The sequence below is a fragment of the Sinomonas humi genome, from assembly GCF_000802235.1.
Lineage (GTDB): Bacteria > Actinomycetota > Actinomycetes > Actinomycetales > Micrococcaceae > Sinomonas > Sinomonas humi.
In genome coordinates this window covers 29,340-45,190 of sequence record NZ_JTDL01000033.1, presented here as the reverse complement: position 1 = coordinate 45,190, position 15,851 = coordinate 29,340, and the positions used below count along the sequence as shown (strand labels likewise).

At 67.4% G+C, this 15,851-nt stretch carries 12 protein-coding genes; 5 read left to right on the top strand and 7 right to left on the bottom strand.

The genetic code is table 11. The features are described 5' to 3' along the window. Positions 1 to 32: 32 nt before the first annotated feature. The 3 genes from LK10_RS01865 to LK10_RS01855 are packed head-to-tail and all read left to right on the top strand — an operon-like array spanning position 33 to position 4,439. Complete coding sequence (locus tag LK10_RS01865; RefSeq protein ID WP_043119709.1) at positions 33 to 2,621, top strand: DEAD/DEAH box helicase; 2,589 nt, start codon at positions 33 to 35, stop codon at positions 2,619 to 2,621. 10 nt (positions 2,622 to 2,631) lie between these two features. Continuing rightward, on the top strand, positions 2,632 to 3,126 hold the full coding sequence (locus tag LK10_RS01860) for a GNAT family N-acetyltransferase (protein WP_408021429.1): 495 nt from the start codon (positions 2,632 to 2,634) through the stop codon (positions 3,124 to 3,126). Continuing rightward, entirely contained in the window at positions 3,117 to 4,439 is a 1,323-nt protein-coding gene (locus LK10_RS01855; protein WP_043119796.1) for an alpha/beta fold hydrolase, read from the top strand. The genes LK10_RS01860 and LK10_RS01855 overlap by 10 nt, the downstream gene beginning before the upstream one ends. Before the next feature lie 26 nt (positions 4,440 to 4,465). On the opposite strand, the gene uvrB is transcribed toward LK10_RS01855, so the two are convergent. Together uvrB and coaE are read right to left on the bottom strand one after the other, a co-directional pair. Next, positions 4,466 to 6,574, bottom strand: a complete 2,109-nt coding sequence (uvrB, locus tag LK10_RS01850) for an excinuclease ABC subunit UvrB (RefSeq protein WP_043119707.1) — start codon at positions 6,572 to 6,574, stop codon at positions 4,466 to 4,468. 115 nt (positions 6,575 to 6,689) lie between these two features. Then, positions 6,690 to 7,310 (bottom strand): dephospho-CoA kinase, encoded by a 621-nt coding sequence (gene coaE, locus LK10_RS01845; protein ID WP_043119705.1) that lies wholly within the window; start codon positions 7,308 to 7,310, stop codon positions 6,690 to 6,692. A 28-nt stretch (positions 7,311 to 7,338) separates the two neighbouring features. Here coaE and LK10_RS01840 point away from each other — a divergent pair, with 28 nt between their 5' ends. Beyond that, entirely contained in the window at positions 7,339 to 8,034 is a 696-nt protein-coding gene (locus tag LK10_RS01840) for a YigZ family protein (protein ID WP_231567549.1), read from the top strand. Positions 8,035 to 8,128: 94 nt separating this feature from the next. Here the strand turns inward: LK10_RS01840 and rpsA are convergent, their stop codons facing one another. The 4 genes from rpsA to polA all read right to left on the bottom strand — a co-directional run bounded on the left by rpsA (position 8,129) and on the right by polA (position 14,689). Continuing rightward, entirely contained in the window at positions 8,129 to 9,592 is a 1,464-nt protein-coding gene (rpsA, locus tag LK10_RS01835; RefSeq protein ID WP_043119703.1) for a 30S ribosomal protein S1, read from the bottom strand. 199 nt (positions 9,593 to 9,791) lie between these two features. Next, on the bottom strand, positions 9,792 to 10,718 hold the full coding sequence (locus tag LK10_RS01830) for a polysaccharide deacetylase family protein (RefSeq protein WP_043119794.1): 927 nt from the start codon (positions 10,716 to 10,718) through the stop codon (positions 9,792 to 9,794). A gap of 42 nt (positions 10,719 to 10,760) precedes the next feature. Next, entirely contained in the window at positions 10,761 to 12,056 is a 1,296-nt protein-coding gene (locus tag LK10_RS01825) for a GNAT family N-acetyltransferase (RefSeq protein WP_156143990.1), read from the bottom strand. Continuing rightward, a complete protein-coding gene (polA, locus tag LK10_RS01820; RefSeq protein ID WP_043119792.1) occupies positions 12,056 to 14,689 on the bottom strand; it encodes a DNA polymerase I in 2,634 nt (877 codons plus the stop codon). The genes LK10_RS01825 and polA overlap by 1 nt, the downstream gene beginning before the upstream one ends. A 103-nt stretch (positions 14,690 to 14,792) precedes the next feature. On the opposite strand from polA, the gene LK10_RS01815 reads away from it, so the two are divergent. Next, complete coding sequence (locus LK10_RS01815; protein WP_081998204.1) at positions 14,793 to 15,320, top strand: hotdog fold thioesterase; 528 nt, start codon at positions 14,793 to 14,795, stop codon at positions 15,318 to 15,320. Here LK10_RS01815 and LK10_RS01810 read toward each other — a convergent pair. Continuing rightward, the gene (locus LK10_RS01810; RefSeq protein ID WP_043119701.1) at positions 15,305 to 15,844 is read right to left on the bottom strand and encodes a dihydrofolate reductase family protein; all 540 of its coding nucleotides are present in this window, start codon (positions 15,842 to 15,844) and stop codon (positions 15,305 to 15,307) included. The genes LK10_RS01815 and LK10_RS01810 overlap by 16 nt on opposite strands. Between the last annotated feature and the right edge of the window lie 7 nt (positions 15,845 to 15,851).

The following is a 15,851-nucleotide window of genomic DNA, read 5'->3' as shown; positions in this document are numbered from 1 at the left end:
CTCCACGCTAGTGCGGATAGGCTGGAGGCGCCATGAGACTTGACAAGCTCCTCCCAGACGCCGGCCTCCCCGGTGAAGCCGCCATTGTCCACGACGGCTTGGCCGATGCCGTGTACGAGCGATTTGTCGAGTGGGCGGAGGGCCGGGGCCTCTCCCTGTATCCGGCGCAGGACGAGGCCGTCATGGAGCTCGTCCAAGGGAACAATGTGATCCTCGCGACCCCAACTGGGTCCGGCAAGTCGCTTGTTGCGATCGCAGCGCACTTCTACGGCCTCGCCACCGGCCAGCGCAGCTACTACACGGCCCCGATCAAGGCGCTCGTCTCCGAGAAGTTCTTCGCCCTGTGCGAGATCTTCGGCGCTGAGAATGTCGGGATGGTGACAGGCGACTCGTCGGTCAACGGCCAGGCGCCGATCATCTGCTGCACGGCGGAGATCCTCGCGAACCACGCGCTGCGTGAGGGCGCGGCTGCGGAGCTCGGGCCAGTCGTCATGGACGAGTTCCACTTCTACTCGGACCCACAGCGCGGCTGGGCTTGGCAGGTTCCCCTCCTCGAACTCCCCCAGGCGCAGTTCCTCCTCATGAGCGCGACCCTCGGCGATGTGAGCCGCTTCGAGCGCGAGCTCACCGAGCGGACGGGGCGGACGACGACGACGGTCGCCGGGGCGGAACGCCCCATCCCCCTGCACTACTACTACGAGGAGAAGCCCGTCCACGAGACGCTTGAGGAGCTGCTCGCGACGAAGCAGGCACCCGTCTACGTCGTGCACTTCAGCCAGCTCGAGGCCATCGAACGCGCGCAGCAGCTCATGAGCGTCAACGTCTGCACGCGCGAGGAGAAGGAGCGCATCGCCGAGCTCATCGCGCGGTTCCGCTTCGCCGCAGGGTTCGGGAAGACCCTCAACCGGCTGGTGCGGCACGGCATCGGAGTCCATCACGCCGGCATGCTGCCGAAGTACCGTCGCTTGGTCGAGCAGCTCGCGCAAGCCGGTCTGCTCAAGGTGATCTGCGGGACCGACACGCTCGGGGTCGGGATCAACGTCCCGATCCGCACGGTGCTGCTCACTGCGCTCAGCAAGTTCGACGGTCAGCGCACGCGCCACCTCAACGCGCGTGAATTCCACCAGATCGCGGGACGCGCGGGCCGGGCCGGATTCGACACGGCCGGGACCGTCGTCGTCCAAGCCCCCGAGCACGTTGTCGAGAACAACCGGGCCCTCGAGAAGGCGCGCGCCAAGTTCGGCGACGATGCGCGCAAGCTGCGCCAAGTCGTCAAGAAGAAGCCACCGGAAGGCTTCGTCTCGTGGGGACGGCCCACCTACGAGCGGCTGGTCGAGGCCTCCCCCGATCCTCTCAGCTCGAGCTTCACGGTGACGCATGCGATGCTCCTCAACCTGGTTGCGCGCCCCGGAAATCCCGTGGCCGCGGCACGCCGCCTCCTCGAGGAGAATCACGAACCGCGGGCGGTCCAGCTCCGGCTCATGCGGCGTGCCCTCGGAATCCTCCGCGAGCTCCTCGCGGCCGGCGTCGTCGAGCGGATACCAGAAGACGAGCTGAGCGCCGATGATCTCGCGACGGGACGCACCCTGCGCCTCACCGTCGATCTCCAGGAGAACTTCGCCCTCAACCAGCCGCTCTCCCCGTTCGCCCTCGCCGCGCTCGACCTCCTCGACCCGGAGTCGCCGTCGTACGCCCTTGACGTCGTCTCCGTCATCGAGGCGACGCTCGAGAAGCCGCGGCAGATCCTCTCGGCGCAGCTCAAGCGGGCCCGCGCGGACGCCGTGGCCGCGATGAAGGCCGAAGGGCTCGAGTACAGCGAGCGCATGGCCATCCTCGACACGGTCACCTACGCCGAACCGCTCAAGGAGCTCCTCGAGGCTGCGTTCGAGGAGTACCGGAAGCACGCTCCCTGGGTCGGCGATTTCGAACTCGCGCCGAAGTCCGTCGTGCGCGACATGTACGAGCGGGCGATGGACTTCGGCGAATTCGTGCAGTTCTATTCGCTCGCCCGAAGTGAGGGCATCGTCCTCCGGTACCTGACGGATGCCTACAAGGCACTCAACCAGACGGTGCCACAGGATTCCCTTCGGGACGACCTCGAGGATCTCATTGAGTGGCTTGGCGAGCTCGTGCGGCAGGTGGACTCGAGCCTGCTCGACGAATGGGAGGAACTCACGAGCGGGCATGAGCTGCACCCGCACGATGCCCCGCCGCCCCCGCCGCCTGCGCTGACCTCGAACCGGCGAGCCTTCCGGGTCATGGTCCGGAATGAGCTCTTCCGCAGAGTCGAGCTCTTCGCCGATGAGGACTCGGCGGGGCTCGCTGAACTGGACAGGAGCTCGGCCGCCGATGCGGGAACCGGCTTCGGCATCGACGCGTGGGAGGACGCGCTCGACGCCTACTTCGACGAACACGAGGACATCGGAACCGGGCCCGACGCCCGCGGTCCGCAGCTCCTCGTCATCGACGAGCAGCCTCGCGTGTGGCACGTCCGGCAGATCTTCGATGATCCGGCTGGGAACCACGACTGGGGCTTCTCGGCAGACGTCGACCTTGCGGCGAGCGACGAGGCGGGTTCCGCTGTCATCCACGTGACGCAGATCGGGCGCCTCGGCGGATAGGTTAAAGGGCATGAGTCTTTCCCCCGTGACCACCTTGAGGCGCGCTACCCCCGACGATGTCCCTGCGATTCTCGGGCTGATTCGCGACCTTGCCGTGTACGAGCGCGAGCCGGACGCCGTGAAGAACACCGTGGCGGTGCTGACCGAGCAGCTCTTCGGGGAGAGCCCCGCCATCTTCGCGCACGTGGTCGACGAGGGCGGTGAGGTGCTGGGCTTTGCGCTCTGGTTCCTCAACTATTCGACGTGGGAAGGCACTCACGGGATCTATCTGGAGGACCTGTACGTGCGGCCCGAGGCACGCGGGCGCGGCTACGGGAAGGCTTTGCTCCGCGAGCTGGCCCGCACAGCGGTCGAGCGGGGCTACGCACGAGTCGAGTGGAGCGTCCTCAAGTGGAACGAACCCTCGATCGGGTTCTATCGAAGCATCGGCGCGCGGCCGATGGACGAATGGGACACGTTCAGGCTGACCGGCTCCAGCCTCGCCGCCTTCGGGTCATCCCAGTGACCCGAGAGGGCACCGCACGGCATAGGGTCCTCGGGAGGCATGCGTTCCGAGGCCTGCGGACGACCGAGCACGCCTTCGACGTGCCGCTCGACCACGGCGATCCCGACGGCGAGCACATCGAGGTCTTCGCCCGCGAATACGTCTCGGCGGCGCATCCCACGGAATCGATCGACGGCCTCCCGTGGCTCGTGTTCCTCCAGGGTGGCCCCGGGGGACGCGGGGTCCGTGTCACGTCGCTGTCCGGCTGGATGAAGGAGGCGGCGAAGGACTTCCGCATCCTCATGCTCGACCAGCGCGGGACGGGCCTCTCGACCCCAGCGGATCGGCTCACGCTCCCCCGGCGCGGCAAGCCGAGAGAGCAGGCTGAATACCTGGCTCATTTCCGTGCAGACTCAATCGTCTTGGACTGCGAGTCGATCCGGCGTGCCTTGGGTTCGGGTCCCTGGACCGTCTACGGCCAGAGCTACGGCGGGTTCTGCACCCTCACCTACCTCTCGATTGCTCCCCAGGGGATCCGTGAGGCCCTTGTCACGGGCGGCCTAGCGCCCTTGGACGGCCCAGCCGAGCGGATCTACCGCGCCACGTACGCCCGTCTTGCCGAGCGGAACGCCGAGTACTTCTCGTGGTATCCAGCTGACCGCCAGCGCGTGGCAGAGATCGCTGAGCACCTGCGCCGCGTGGGCGAGCGACTCCCCGACGGCAGCCGCCTCACTCCCGAACGCTTTCAGCTCGTGGGCAACCTTCTCGGCGGGAATACGCGCGTCGATACGCTCCACTACCTTCTTGAAGACGCCTTCACACAGTCCATGGACGGCCGACGTCTGGCCGACGCGTTCCTCCACCAGGTTCACGCCCTCGTGACGCGCGCACCCAACCCGCTCTACGCCGTGATGCACGAATCGATCTACGCGCAAGGCGAGCCCACCGACTGGGCGGCGTGGCGCGTCCAGTCCGAGTATCCCGAGTTCCAGCCGGACCGGGACGAGCCTCTCCTCCTCGGGGAAATGGTCTGCCCTTGGCTCTTCGAGCAGGATCCCGCCCTCGTCCCGCTCGCCGAGACGGCCGCCCTCCTCGCCGAGAAGTCGGACTGGGGTGCCCTCTATGACGCGTCCCGGCTCGCCGAGAACGAGGTCCCGGTTGCAGCCGCCGTCTACCGCGACGACATCTACGTGGATCGTTCGCTGTCCCTCGAGACGGCCCGCAGAATCCGAGGTCTCAGGGTCTGGGAGACGGCCGACTTCCATCACGACGGCATCGCGGACGACGGCGAAGGCATCTTCGCACGGCTCCTCGGCCTCGTTCGGGAAGGCTGATCTGGCCTAGCCCGCGCACAGCGGGCCTACGCATGCCCGGCCGCTTGCATCTGCCGGAGCTCCTTCTTGAGATCGGCGACCTCGTCTCGGAGCCGCGCCGCCAGCTCGAACTGCAGCTCGGCGGCGGCACCGTGCATCTGCTCGGTGAGCTGCTCGATGAGCCCCACAAGATCCTCCGCCGGCGCCGCAGCCACGCCGTCGCGCCGCAACTCCGCCTCGGCCTTCTCCGCGACAGCGGGCGTCCCCTTTCGCTTGCCGCCCTTACCTGTGCGCTGGCTCTCCAGCAGGGCCCGCGTGTCCTGGTCCTCGCGGAGGAGCTGGTCCGTGATGTCTGCAATCCGCTTGCGCAGGGGCTGGGGGTCGATCCCGTGGTCGCGATTGAATGCGAGCTGGATATCACGCCGCCGATTCGTCTCGTCGATGGCCTGAGCCATAGAGTCGGTGATCTTGTCCGCGTACATGTGAACCTGCCCCGACACGTTGCGGGCCGCGCGCCCGATCGTCTGGATGAGGGACGTGGACGAGCGGAGGAAGCCCTCCTTGTCCGCGTCGAGGATGCTCACGAGCGAGACCTCAGGAAGGTCGAGGCCCTCGCGCAGGAGGTTGATGCCGACGAGGACGTCGAAGACGCCGAGGCGCAGCTCGCGCAGCAGTTCGACGCGGCGCAGCGTGTCGACGTCGGAGTGCAGGTACTGGACCTTGACGCCATGACCCATGAGGTAGTCCGTGAGGTCCTCCGCCATGCGCTTCGTGAGGGTCGTGACGAGAACACGCTCGTCGCGCTCCACGCGGTCCCGGATCTCGCCCAGGAGATCGTCGATCTGTCCCTTGGTCGGCTTGACGATCACCTCGGGGTCGACGAGGCCAGTCGGGCGGATGATCTGCTGCACCACGCCGTCGGACTTGCCGAGCTCGTACTTGCCCGGAGTTGCCGAGAGGTAGACAGTCTGGCCGATGCGCTCGAGGAACTCGTCCCACTTGAGGGGCCGGTTGTCCATGGCCGAGGGCAGCCGGAAGCCGTGGTCCACGAGAGTCCGCTTCCGCGACATGTCCCCTTCGTACATCGAGCCGATCTGCGGCACTGTCACGTGGGACTCGTCGATCACCAACAGGAAGTCTTCGGGGAAGTAATCGAGGAGGCAGTGCGGGGCCGAGCCCGCCTCGCGCCCGTCGATGTGGCGTGAGTAGTTCTCGATTCCCGAACAGAAGCCCATCTGCTGCATCATCTCGAGGTCATACGTCGTCCGCATCCGGAGTCGCTGCGCCTCTACGAGCTTGTTCTGCGACTCGAGTGTCTTGAGACGCTCTGCGAGCTCGTCCTCTATCGCGGTGACGGCCCGGTTCATTCGCTCTGGGCCAGCCACATAGTGCGAGGCGGGGAAGACGTACATCTCCTGTTCCTCGCGGATCACCTCGCCCGTGACGGGGTGGAGCGTGTGGATGCTCTCGACCTCGTCGCCGAAGAACTCGATGCGGAGAGCGAGTTCCTCGTACATCGGGATGATCTCCACGGTGTCCCCCCGAACCCGGAACGTGCCCCGATGGAAATCGATGTCATTGCGCACGTACTGCATCGAGACGAACTTCCGCAGCAGCGCGTCGCGGTCGAGTTCCATGCCCTGCCGCAGGGTCACCATCCCCGCCACGTACTCTTCGGGCGTGCCGAGGCCGTAGATGCAGGAGACCGTCGCGACCACGATGACGTCGCGCCGGGTGAGCAGCGAATTCGTCGCCGAGTGCCGAAGTCGCTCAACCTCTTCGTTGACCGAGGAATCCTTCTCGATGTACGTGTCAGTCTGGGGGACGTACGCCTCGGGCTGGTAGTAGTCGTAGTACGAGACGAAATACTCGACGGCGTTGTTCGGCAGGAGCTCACGGAACTCGTTGGCCAGCTGAGCAGCCAGAGTCTTGTTCTGCACCATCACGAGAGCTGGGCGCTGGAGCTTCTCGATCACCCAGGCCGTCGTGGCGCTCTTGCCCGTACCTGTTGCGCCGAGCAGAACGACGTCCTTCTCGCCGTTCTGAATCCGTTCGGCGATCTCGGCGATTGCAGTCGGCTGGTCACCCGCTGGCTGGTATTCGCTGACGACCTCGAAGGGCGCGACGACCCGGTTGATCTCCTGGGCAAGGCTCATGCATCAAATCTACGCCGGGCTGAGGACAGGGAATGTCCGCATTCGCCGCGGGCTGACGGGCTGGCCCAGGCGTCAGGCGGCTCAGCCTGCAGGCCGGCTCAGCCTGCAGGCCGTCTCAGTTCGCAGGCACAGTTCCGCTACCGGCGGCAGGGACAAGGACCTCGTGCCACAGCCGGTCCACGGCAGCACGAAGCTCCGCGAGGGATCCCGTGTTCTCGATGACATAGTCAGCAGCAGCAAGGCGCTCCGCCCTCGAGGCCTGCGCCGACATGCGTGCGCGCGACTGCTCTTCGGTGAGCCCGTTGCGCTCACCGAGCCTACGGATTCGCACCTCGTCGGGTGCGTCGACGACTATGACGGTATCGAAATTCGCCGCCTGCCCCGTCTCCACGAGCAGGGGGATGTCCTGGACGACGACGGCGTCCGTGGGCGCCTGAGCGACGATCTCCGCCGCTCGGGCCCGGACCCGGGGGTGCACGATCGAATTGAGGCGCTCGCGCCGCGCAGGGTCCGCGAAGACCAAGGCCCCGAGCGCCGCCCGGTCCAGTGCGCCGTCGTCCGTCAGCATCTCCGGGCCGAACGCCTCCACGATCTCCGCGAGGCCGTCACTACCCGGCTCGACGACCTCTCGCGCGAGCAGGTCCGCATCGACGAGGACGGCGCCCAACTCGACAAGGCGCCGCGCGGCCTCCGACTTCCCCGAGGCGATCCCGCCCGTCAACCCTACTCTCAGCACCCGACAAGCCTAGCCCTACACTTGTGCGGTGACTTCGAGCGAGAGGCTGACTTCGAGCGAGCGCCAGGCTCACCGCTACAGCACGGTCGACGGCGAGCATCGCCACGAGCTCGAAATCAAGCGCTCGCGGTTCATCACGGTCTTGCGCAGAGCCGAGACCGAAGAAGAGGCACGATCCCTTGTCGCCGAGCTGCGCCGCGAGTTCCACGACGCGCGGCACCACTGCAGCGCCTTCGTCCTGGGTCCCGAGCGCATGGCCCAACGGAGCAACGACGACGGAGAGCCGTCGGGGACGGCGGGCGTGCCGATGCTCGAAGCCCTTCTCAAAGGCAGCGCGGTCGACGGCGAAGCGGACCTGAGCGATGTCGCCGCCGTCGTCGTGAGGTACTTCGGCGGGATCCTGCTCGGTGCCGGCGGCCTCGTCCGGGCCTACTCCGAGTCGGTCTCGCGGGCCCTGGCCCGCGCGCCGCTCGTCCGGCGCGAGCGGCTGCGGCTCATGTCGGTCGAGGCCCCGCACGGCTCTGCCGGGCGTCTGGAAAATGATCTCCGAAGCTTCGGGGTCTCCGTCCTGGGGACCGACTATGGCCCGACGGCAGCGACCCTCCGACTCGCGGTCGAGGACACCGAAAGGGCAGGTGCAGACTTCAAGGAGCGTCTCGCTACGCTCACGGGCGGCTCCTGCGCCGCCGTCGAACTCGGAACGTCCTGGGTGGACCTCGCCTGACGGCCTGACCTGACGGCAAAGGGCGGGCCCTGCGTGTGCAGAGCCCGCCCTTCGTGCGGAGCCTTTCCGAGCGGCTGGATTCAGCCGCGACGGATCAGTTTCCGGTCAGCTTCTCGCGGAGCGCGGCAAGAGCCTCGTCCGAGGCGAGCGTGCCGCTCTCCGGGGCCGGAGCCTCGGAGGAGTAGCTCGTCGGGATCGACTCGCGGCCGGATGCCGCGGCAGCGTCGTCGGCGAGGTGCTGAGCGACCTGCTTCTTGTGGGCCTCCCAGCGGGCCTGAGCGTCGGCGTACTGCTGCTCCCACGCGGCGCGCTGCGTCTCGTAGCCCTCGAGCCACTCGTTCGAGATCGGGTCGAAGCCCTCGGGGTACTTGTAGTTGCCCTCTTCGTCGTACTCTGCGGCCATGCCGTAGAGCGCCGGGTCGAACTCGGTCGAGTCCGGGTCCACGCCCTCGTTGGCCTGCTTGAGTGAGAGCGAGATGCGGCGACGCTCGAGGTCGATGTCGATGACCTTGACGAAGATCTCGTCGCCCACCGAGACAACCTGCTCGGCAAGGTCGACGTGACGCTCGGCGAGCTCGGAGATGTGGACGAGGCCCTCGATGCCGTCCTCGACGCGGACGAACGCGCCGAACGGAACGAGCTTCGTGACCTTGCCCGGAACGACCTGGCCGAGCGCGTGGGTCCGCGCGAAGGTCTGCCACGGGTCTTCCTGCGTCGCCTTGAGGGAGAGCGAAACGCGCTCGCGCTCGAGGTCCACCTCGAGAACCTCGACCGTGACCTCCTGGCCGACCTCGACAACCTCGGACGGGTGGTCGATGTGCTTCCACGAGAGCTCAGAGACGTGCACAAGGCCGTCGACGCCGCCGAGGTCCACGAACGCACCGAAGTTGACGATCGAGGAGACGACGCCCGTGCGGACCTGGCCCTTCTCGAGCTTGTTGAGGAACGTCGAGCGAACCTCGGACTGGGTCTGCTCGAGCCACGCGCGGCGGGAAAGGACCACGTTGTTGCGGTTCTTGTCGAGCTCGATGATCTTCGCCTCGAGCTTCTGGCCGATGTACGGCGCGAGGTCGCGCACGCGGCGCATCTCGACGAGCGAGGCCGGCAGGAAGCCGCGAAGGCCGATGTCGAGGATGAGGCCGCCCTTGACCACCTCGATGACGGTGCCGGTGACGACGCCGTCCTCTTCCTTGATCTTCTCGATGTCGCCCCACGCGCGCTCGTACTGCGCACGCTTCTTCGACAGGATCAGGCGGCCTTCCTTGTCCTCCTTCGTGAGGACGAGGGCCTCCACCTGATCGCCGACCGCCACGACCTCACCGGGGTCGACGTCGTGCTTGATGGAAAGCTCACGGGAGGGAATGACACCCTCGGTCTTGTACCCGATGTCGAGGAGGACCTCGTCACGGTCGACCTTGACGACAGTGCCCTCGACGAGGTCGCCGTCGTTGAAGTACTTGATGGTGGCATCGACGGCGGCGAGGAAGTCATCGGCAGAGCCAATGTCGTTGATCGCGACCTGCGGGGTGCCGGACTTCTCGGTGGAGGTGATGGTCATGTAGTAGGGGCTCCGATGTGGATCGTTAGTCGGTCAGGCAGTCAGGTCCCGTGCCACACAGCACAGGCAGACATCCTGAAAATTGGAATGGAACAGCTGCGCACTACGCGCCCGTCCAGTTTAGTCGCCGCTCGCAAGCCGGGTCAAAGCGAGAGGAAGGCGAGCAGGCAACATTCCAGCACCTGCGCGCAGCATCCCGCTACACCCCGTGGCCGGGCACTGCAAGGCCCGATTGGGAAAGCGTCGTGAAGCGGATTCCTCGGCCGAGAAGGGCCGGGAGACCCCCGGCATACCCCGCCGCGGTGCCCGACCCGGGCTGGTTCATATGGCTGATCACGATGTCGCCGGGCCGGACCGTCCGCAACTGCGCCTCCACCTTCCAAGCTGGGAAGGTGGCGCCCGCGTCGGCGTTCACGGAGAAGTTGAGCGGAACGAGCCCTGCGGCGGAGGTCGCGGCCGCGGTGACGTCGTCGTAGAAGGCAGTCCCGGGGCGGAACCAGGGAACAGCAGCCCCCGCCAAGGCGGAAACGCGTCCCTCGTTGCCCAGGACCTCGTCGAGAGCCGCTGCGAGCGACGCCGTACCGGGTATCCCGTAGGCGCTCCGCCCGGACACCGAGAGCGGGACGTGGGCTGTTCCGTGGTTGCCGATCTCGAACAGGGGGTCTGCCGCCAGCTCCGTGCTGAGCGTTGGGTTCGCCTCGATCCAACGCGCGTTGAGGAAGAGGGTCGCGGGGACCTTCAAACGTCGGAGCGTCTGAATGAGGGCTGCGTCGTACCGCGAGCCGCCGGGGCCGCCGCACGCATCGAACGTGAGCGCGACCGCCGTCGTCGCCGTGCGCGTGACGACGCCGGAGACCGCGAGTCCCCATTGCGTCGGCCTTCGTCCACGGAACCGTTCCTCGATCGCGAGCCGTTCGGCCCCGCTGAGCACGTGCGGCCGCGGCGGGGCCGAGACCGGCGAAGTCGCCGGAGCCGATGGTGGCGCTTCCGATGCACTGGGCGTTGCCCGTGCCGGCTCGGTCATCGTCGTCGCCGCGGATTGAGAAGCCCCGCACGCCGTCAGGAGCACGCCGACTGACGCCGAGCCCAGAGTGGACAGCAGAGTGCGCCGCGAGGCGTGCGGCATCGAGGAGAGCATAGGCGCTCCAAGGTCCGGTGAGCGGTCGGCTCAGAAATGGGTGAGACAGTGCGCAGGACGTTCGACGGCGAACAGCCGCTCCGCCGCGAGGGCGGCCCCGGGATTCTCCTCGCTGATGCGCCCTGCCTCCCTCAGAATAGTCGCCCTGACGCCGCCTACGTACAACGACGCGAGCTCCGCGGCGTCGAGCACGAGGTCGGGAAGCTCGCCGTCCGCACGCGAGACCTTCGCGGTTCCGCCGTCGACCGCGAGGCGGTACCGGCCGGCCGCCATGCCGAGTCCGTCGACGACTTCGAGAACGAGCGACCCGTCCACACCGTAGCGTCGCGCCTCAAGGGCAGCTGGCACATCGAGTATGCGAAGCCACAGCATGTCCTGCGCCGCCTCCGCGCGAATGGCCCGGGAGTCGTCGAGCGCCCAGGCGAGGGGATCGTCGGCTGGCGCCTCGCTCCAGACGATCCGGCGCACGAGGTCGAGCGAGCCCAGGAAGTCCCACAGTGCGAGGTACGCCTCCGGTGTGGCAGCGACGAGGTCCCGTACCTCCATCGTGTGCGGTTCGTGTTCCCAGCCCTGGAATGCGTATGTGACATAGCCGTCCGGCACGCCGTCCACGTCGAAGTGCAGCGCGGCCCTGAGAGCACGGTCCTCCCCACCGCCGTCTCGGTCCCATTGCCCCGCGGCAGCGTGGCGGTAGCGCTCTTGGCGCTCGATCGATCCCGGTGTGGCTCGGTGCGCGCGCTCGAACACGGCCGGCGCGAGCTCCATGAGGACGCTGGGGTCCGCGGCCTCGACCCGGCCGTCGGTGGGAACGGAGAGCCTGAAGCGCGGTCCTGTCGCAAGTGCGACCCGACGTTCTGTCGTGGCGACCCCGAAGCCGAAGCGACGGTAGATGGAGGCCTCGGATGCCGTAAGGGCGGCGATGGGGACGCCGTCGGCCTTGGCGCGGGCGAGATCCTCTGTCATGAGCCGCCGCAGGATTCCCCGTCGCCGATGGCTCGTACGGACGGTCACCGCTGTGACGAGGTGCGCTGGAACGAGCGCCCCGTAGCCGGCATTGAGTGTCTTGCGGAAAGTCGCGAAGGTTGCGACGGGCACCTCGGGGCCAAACGTCCCGGTGGGCACCGGACCCGGCTGGTAGACGCCGGTCAGCTCTCGTCCGTCGGCGACAAACGCAGCTGCGGTCTTGGCAATCAAGTCCTCGGAACGGCGCTTGTCGTAGAAGCCCGCTCCGACCGCCTTGATCCATTCGCGGGTCCGCTCGTAGCCTTCCTCGCCGACGCGGGACGGTCGGAACCGCCTCAGCTCGTAGTCCCCTGCGATCGCCATCAGTGGCCGGCTTCGTTCCATGTCCGGCCCACGCCGACCTGCACGTCGAGCGGAACGGACAGCTCTGCCGCCGAACCCATGCGTTCCACCACCACATCGCGGACAGCGGCCTCTTCACCCGGCGCGACCTCAACCACGAGCTCGTCATGGATCTGGAGCAGCAGCCGCGATGCCAGCCCGCGCGCCTCGAGCTCGTGCTCGACGCCCAGCATGGCGAGTTTGATGATGTCGGCCGCCGAGCCCTGGATCGGCGAGTTGAGCGCTACCCGCTCGGCAACCTCGCGACGCGCCCGGTCGGTGCTGTTGAGGTCCGGGAGGTACCGGCGACGGCCGAAGATCGTCGACGTGTAGCCGTCCTTGCGGGCCTGCTCGACGACGCCCCGGAGGTAGTCGCGCACCCCACCGAACCGGTCGAAGTAGTCCTTCATGAGCGTTCGAGCCTCGTCGACCGAGATGTCGAGCTGCTTCGAGAGCCCGAACGAGGTGAGCCCGTAGGCGAGGCCGTAGGACATCGCCTTGACCTTCGCGCGCATCTCGGGCGTGACGTCCGCCGGTGCGACGTGGAAGATCCTCGAACCCACGAAGCGGTGGAGGTCCTCGCCTTCCCGGTAGGCCTGGATGAGGCCCGCATCGTTCGACAGATGCGCCATGATGCGCATCTCGATCTGCGAGTAGTCGGCCGAGAGGAGCGACTCGTAGCCCTCGCCGACGACGAACACGTCGCGGACCCGCCGGCCCTCCTCAGACCGGATCGGGATGTTCTGGAGATTGGGGTTGTTCGAGGACAACCGGCCAGTCGCGGCGATGTTCTGTGCGTAGGTCGTGTGGATGCGGGCATCCGAGGTGACCGACTTCTTGAGCGTCTCGACCATCTGCCGGAGCTTGCTCGACTCACGGTGCGCCATGAGCCCCTCGAGGAACGGGTGCCCTGTCTTGTCGAGCAGATCTTTGAGCGAGGCCGCGTCCGTCGTGTAGCCGGTCTTGATCTTCTTCGTCTTCGGCAGCTCGAGCTCGTCGAACAGGACCGTCTGGAGCTGCTTGGGCGAACCGAGGTTCACCTCGTGGCCGATCGCCGCGTACGCGCGCTCGGCCGCCTCTTCGCTCGCCCGTCCGAGATCGTCCATGAGCGCGTCGATCTGCTCCTTCGAGACGGCGATGCCAGCCCATTCCATGTCGAGCAGCACACGCGCGAGCGGGAGCTCCATTTCCGCGAGGAGCGAGGCCGCGCCCACCTCTGCGAGCAGCGGCGCGAAGTCCGCACTGAGGGCACGCACGACGGCGGCCTCGCGCACGAGGGCGGCCGCTATCTCGTCGTCGCCTCCGAGGGACAGCGCGAGCTGGCCGCTCGCAGGAGCCGGACCCAGCTGGATGTCGAGGTGGTGCTGGGCGAGATCGCCGAGGGCGTAGCTCCGCCGGTCGGGTTCAATGAGGTACCCCGAGATCGAGACGTCGTCGACGACCCCCTCGAGCTCGACCCCGAGCGCGCGGAGCGCCTTCGCCGACTCCTTGTACTCATGGATCGCCTTCGGCACCTCGGCGTCGGCGAGCCATTCGGCAAGCGGTGCCGGGAACACGCCGTCGACCGCCACGAAGACGGCGACGCCGTGCGAGGCGAGGGCGACGCCGGTCGCCTCCTGCCGCTCCCCCGCCTGCTCCGCACGGATCGCGACGGCGACGGGCACCTCGCCTGCCGCGCTCGCAAGTCGCGCGAGTGCCGCCGGAAGCTCCGCTTCGTCCGGCCGCGTGTACTCCGGCACCTCGAAGACCTCGGTGCCGGTTGCCTCGGGCTCGGTCGCGAAGATCTCGTACACGCGGGCCCGAAGGTTCTTGAACTCGAGCTCGTCGAAGAGCGACTCGATCGCAGCGGTGTCAGGCTCGGGCGAGGCCAGCTCGTCGAGCGCCAGGGGAAGTTCGAGGTCCGTGATGAGCCGATTGAGGCGACGATTCCGCTCGACGGCCTCGACGTTCTCGCGCAGGCTCTCCCCCGCCTTGCCCTTGATCTCGCTCGCGTGCGCAAGAACCCCCTCGAGACCGTCGTATTGGGCGATCCACTTCGCGGCAGTCTTGGGCCCGACTCCTGGCACACCCGGCAGGTTGTCCGCGGACTCGCCGACGAGCGCCGCGAGGTCGGGGTAGCGTGCGGGCGGGACGAGGTACTTCTCCTCGATCGCGGCAGCGTCCATGCACGGAATGTCGCTCACGCCCTTGCGCGGGTAGAGCACCGAGACGTGGTCGTTGACCAGCTGGAACGTGTCCCGGTCACCGGAAACGAGGTAGACGTCCATGCCTGCGTCCGCGCCTTGGGACGCAAGAGTCGCGAGGATGTCGTCTGCCTCGTAGCCGGGAAGTTCGAGCGTCCGGATACCGAGCGCCTGCATGACGCGCTTGATGAGGTCGATCTGCCCTCGGAACTCCGACGGCGTCTCGTTCCGGCCGCCCTTGTACTCGCTGTATTCCGCCTTGCGGTGAGTCGTCTCGTCACTCACGTCGAACGCGACCGCAACGTGGGTCGGCTTCTGGTCGCGCATGAGGTTGATGAGCATCGAGGTGAAGCCGTGGACGGCGTTCGTGTGCTGCCCTTCGGAGTTCCGGAAGCTCTCGGCGGGCAGGGCGAAGAAGGCACGGAAGGCCATGGAATGCCCGTCGACGACGAGAAGCCGGCGAGGCTCCCCCTGAGGATCGAGGACGACGGTCTCGGCTTTGCTCGTTTGACTCACGGGTGCCAGCCTAGTGGGCATGCAGACGAAAGACACTCGTGGCGGCTCGCCCCTGACGGGCGCCCAGAACGGCGGACTCCCGGCCAGCCACGAGCAGGAGCTGGCGAACTCCCACCTCCCAGAGCACGTCCGCTCCTGGCTCGCCGAAAGCGGGGTGGGAGCCCTCGTTGTGAAGCTCGGCATCGTGTTCGAAGAACTCGGCGCCGAGCGCTCGGTCGCGACCATGCCTGTAGAGGGGAACACCCAGATCGCCGGCATCCTGCACGGTGGAGCAAGTGCGGCCCTCGCGGAAACCCTCGGTTCGTTCTCCGCGACCCTGCACGCCGGTCCCGGGAGAATCGCGATGGGGGTCGACCTCAACGCGACGCATCACCGGCCCGCCTCCAGCGGTTGGGTGCGGGGCGTCTGCACCGCAGTCCACCTGGGCCGCACAACCACCTCGCACGAGATTGTCATCGAGGACGAATCTGGCCGCAGGATCTGCACGGCGCGGATCACGAACCTCCTCCGAGACCTGCCGCGGGAGGGCGTTCAGGCGGCGCGATAGTCCAGCTCGACAGTTCCGTCCCGTTGGGTGATTCCTTCGAGCCGGAAATCCTTCGGGGTGGCAAGCGCACGCGAACCGAAGAGCGGCACGCCGCCGCCGAGCGCCACCGGAACAAGCGTCACAACGACGCGATCCACGAGCCCAGCCGCCAGGAACTGCCCTGCGAGGTTTCCACCGCCGACGATGTACACGGCCTTCTCCCCCGCGTCCCGGGCGAGCTCGCTTGCGAACTCCGTCACGGCCCCCCGCACGACGACGACGTCCGCGCCGTCGTCCGCTGTGTGCTCGTGATGGCTGAACACCCAGCAGGGGGCCTTGTAGGACCACTCGCCCGGGTGATGCTCACGGATCCACTCGTAGGTCTCGCCGCCCATGACGATGCAGCCCACGCCGCGCTCGAAGGTGCGGTAGGACTCGCCTAGCCCCTCGACGTCGTCGAACTTCTCAAGCCACGCCAGCCCTCCGCCGTCCTGCGCAATGTAGCCGTCCAGGCTGGCCCCCACGTAGTACACGAACTCCGCCATGCGCCTC

Coding starts and splice junctions, on each gene's coding strand:
- LK10_RS01865 (WP_043119709.1), top strand. CDS start 33: ATGAGACTTGACAAGCTCCTCCCAGACGCCGGCCTCCCCGGTGAAGCC.
- LK10_RS01860 (WP_408021429.1), top strand. CDS start 2,632: ATGAGTCTTTCCCCCGTGACCACCTTGAGGCGCGCTACCCCCGACGAT.
- uvrB (WP_043119707.1), bottom strand. CDS start 6,574: ATGAGCCTTGCCCAGGAGATCAACCGGGTCGTCGCGCCCTTCGAGGTC.
- rpsA (WP_043119703.1), bottom strand. CDS start 9,592: ATGACCATCACCTCCACCGAGAAGTCCGGCACCCCGCAGGTCGCGATC.
- LK10_RS01830 (WP_043119794.1), bottom strand. CDS start 10,718: ATGCCGCACGCCTCGCGGCGCACTCTGCTGTCCACTCTGGGCTCGGCG.
- LK10_RS01825 (WP_156143990.1), bottom strand. CDS start 12,056: ATGGCGATCGCAGGGGACTACGAGCTGAGGCGGTTCCGACCGTCCCGC.
- polA (WP_043119792.1), bottom strand. CDS start 14,689: ATGGCCTTCCGTGCCTTCTTCGCCCTGCCCGCCGAGAGCTTCCGGAAC.
- LK10_RS01815 (WP_081998204.1), top strand. CDS start 14,793: ATGCAGACGAAAGACACTCGTGGCGGCTCGCCCCTGACGGGCGCCCAG.
- LK10_RS01810 (WP_043119701.1), bottom strand. CDS start 15,844: ATGGCGGAGTTCGTGTACTACGTGGGGGCCAGCCTGGACGGCTACATT.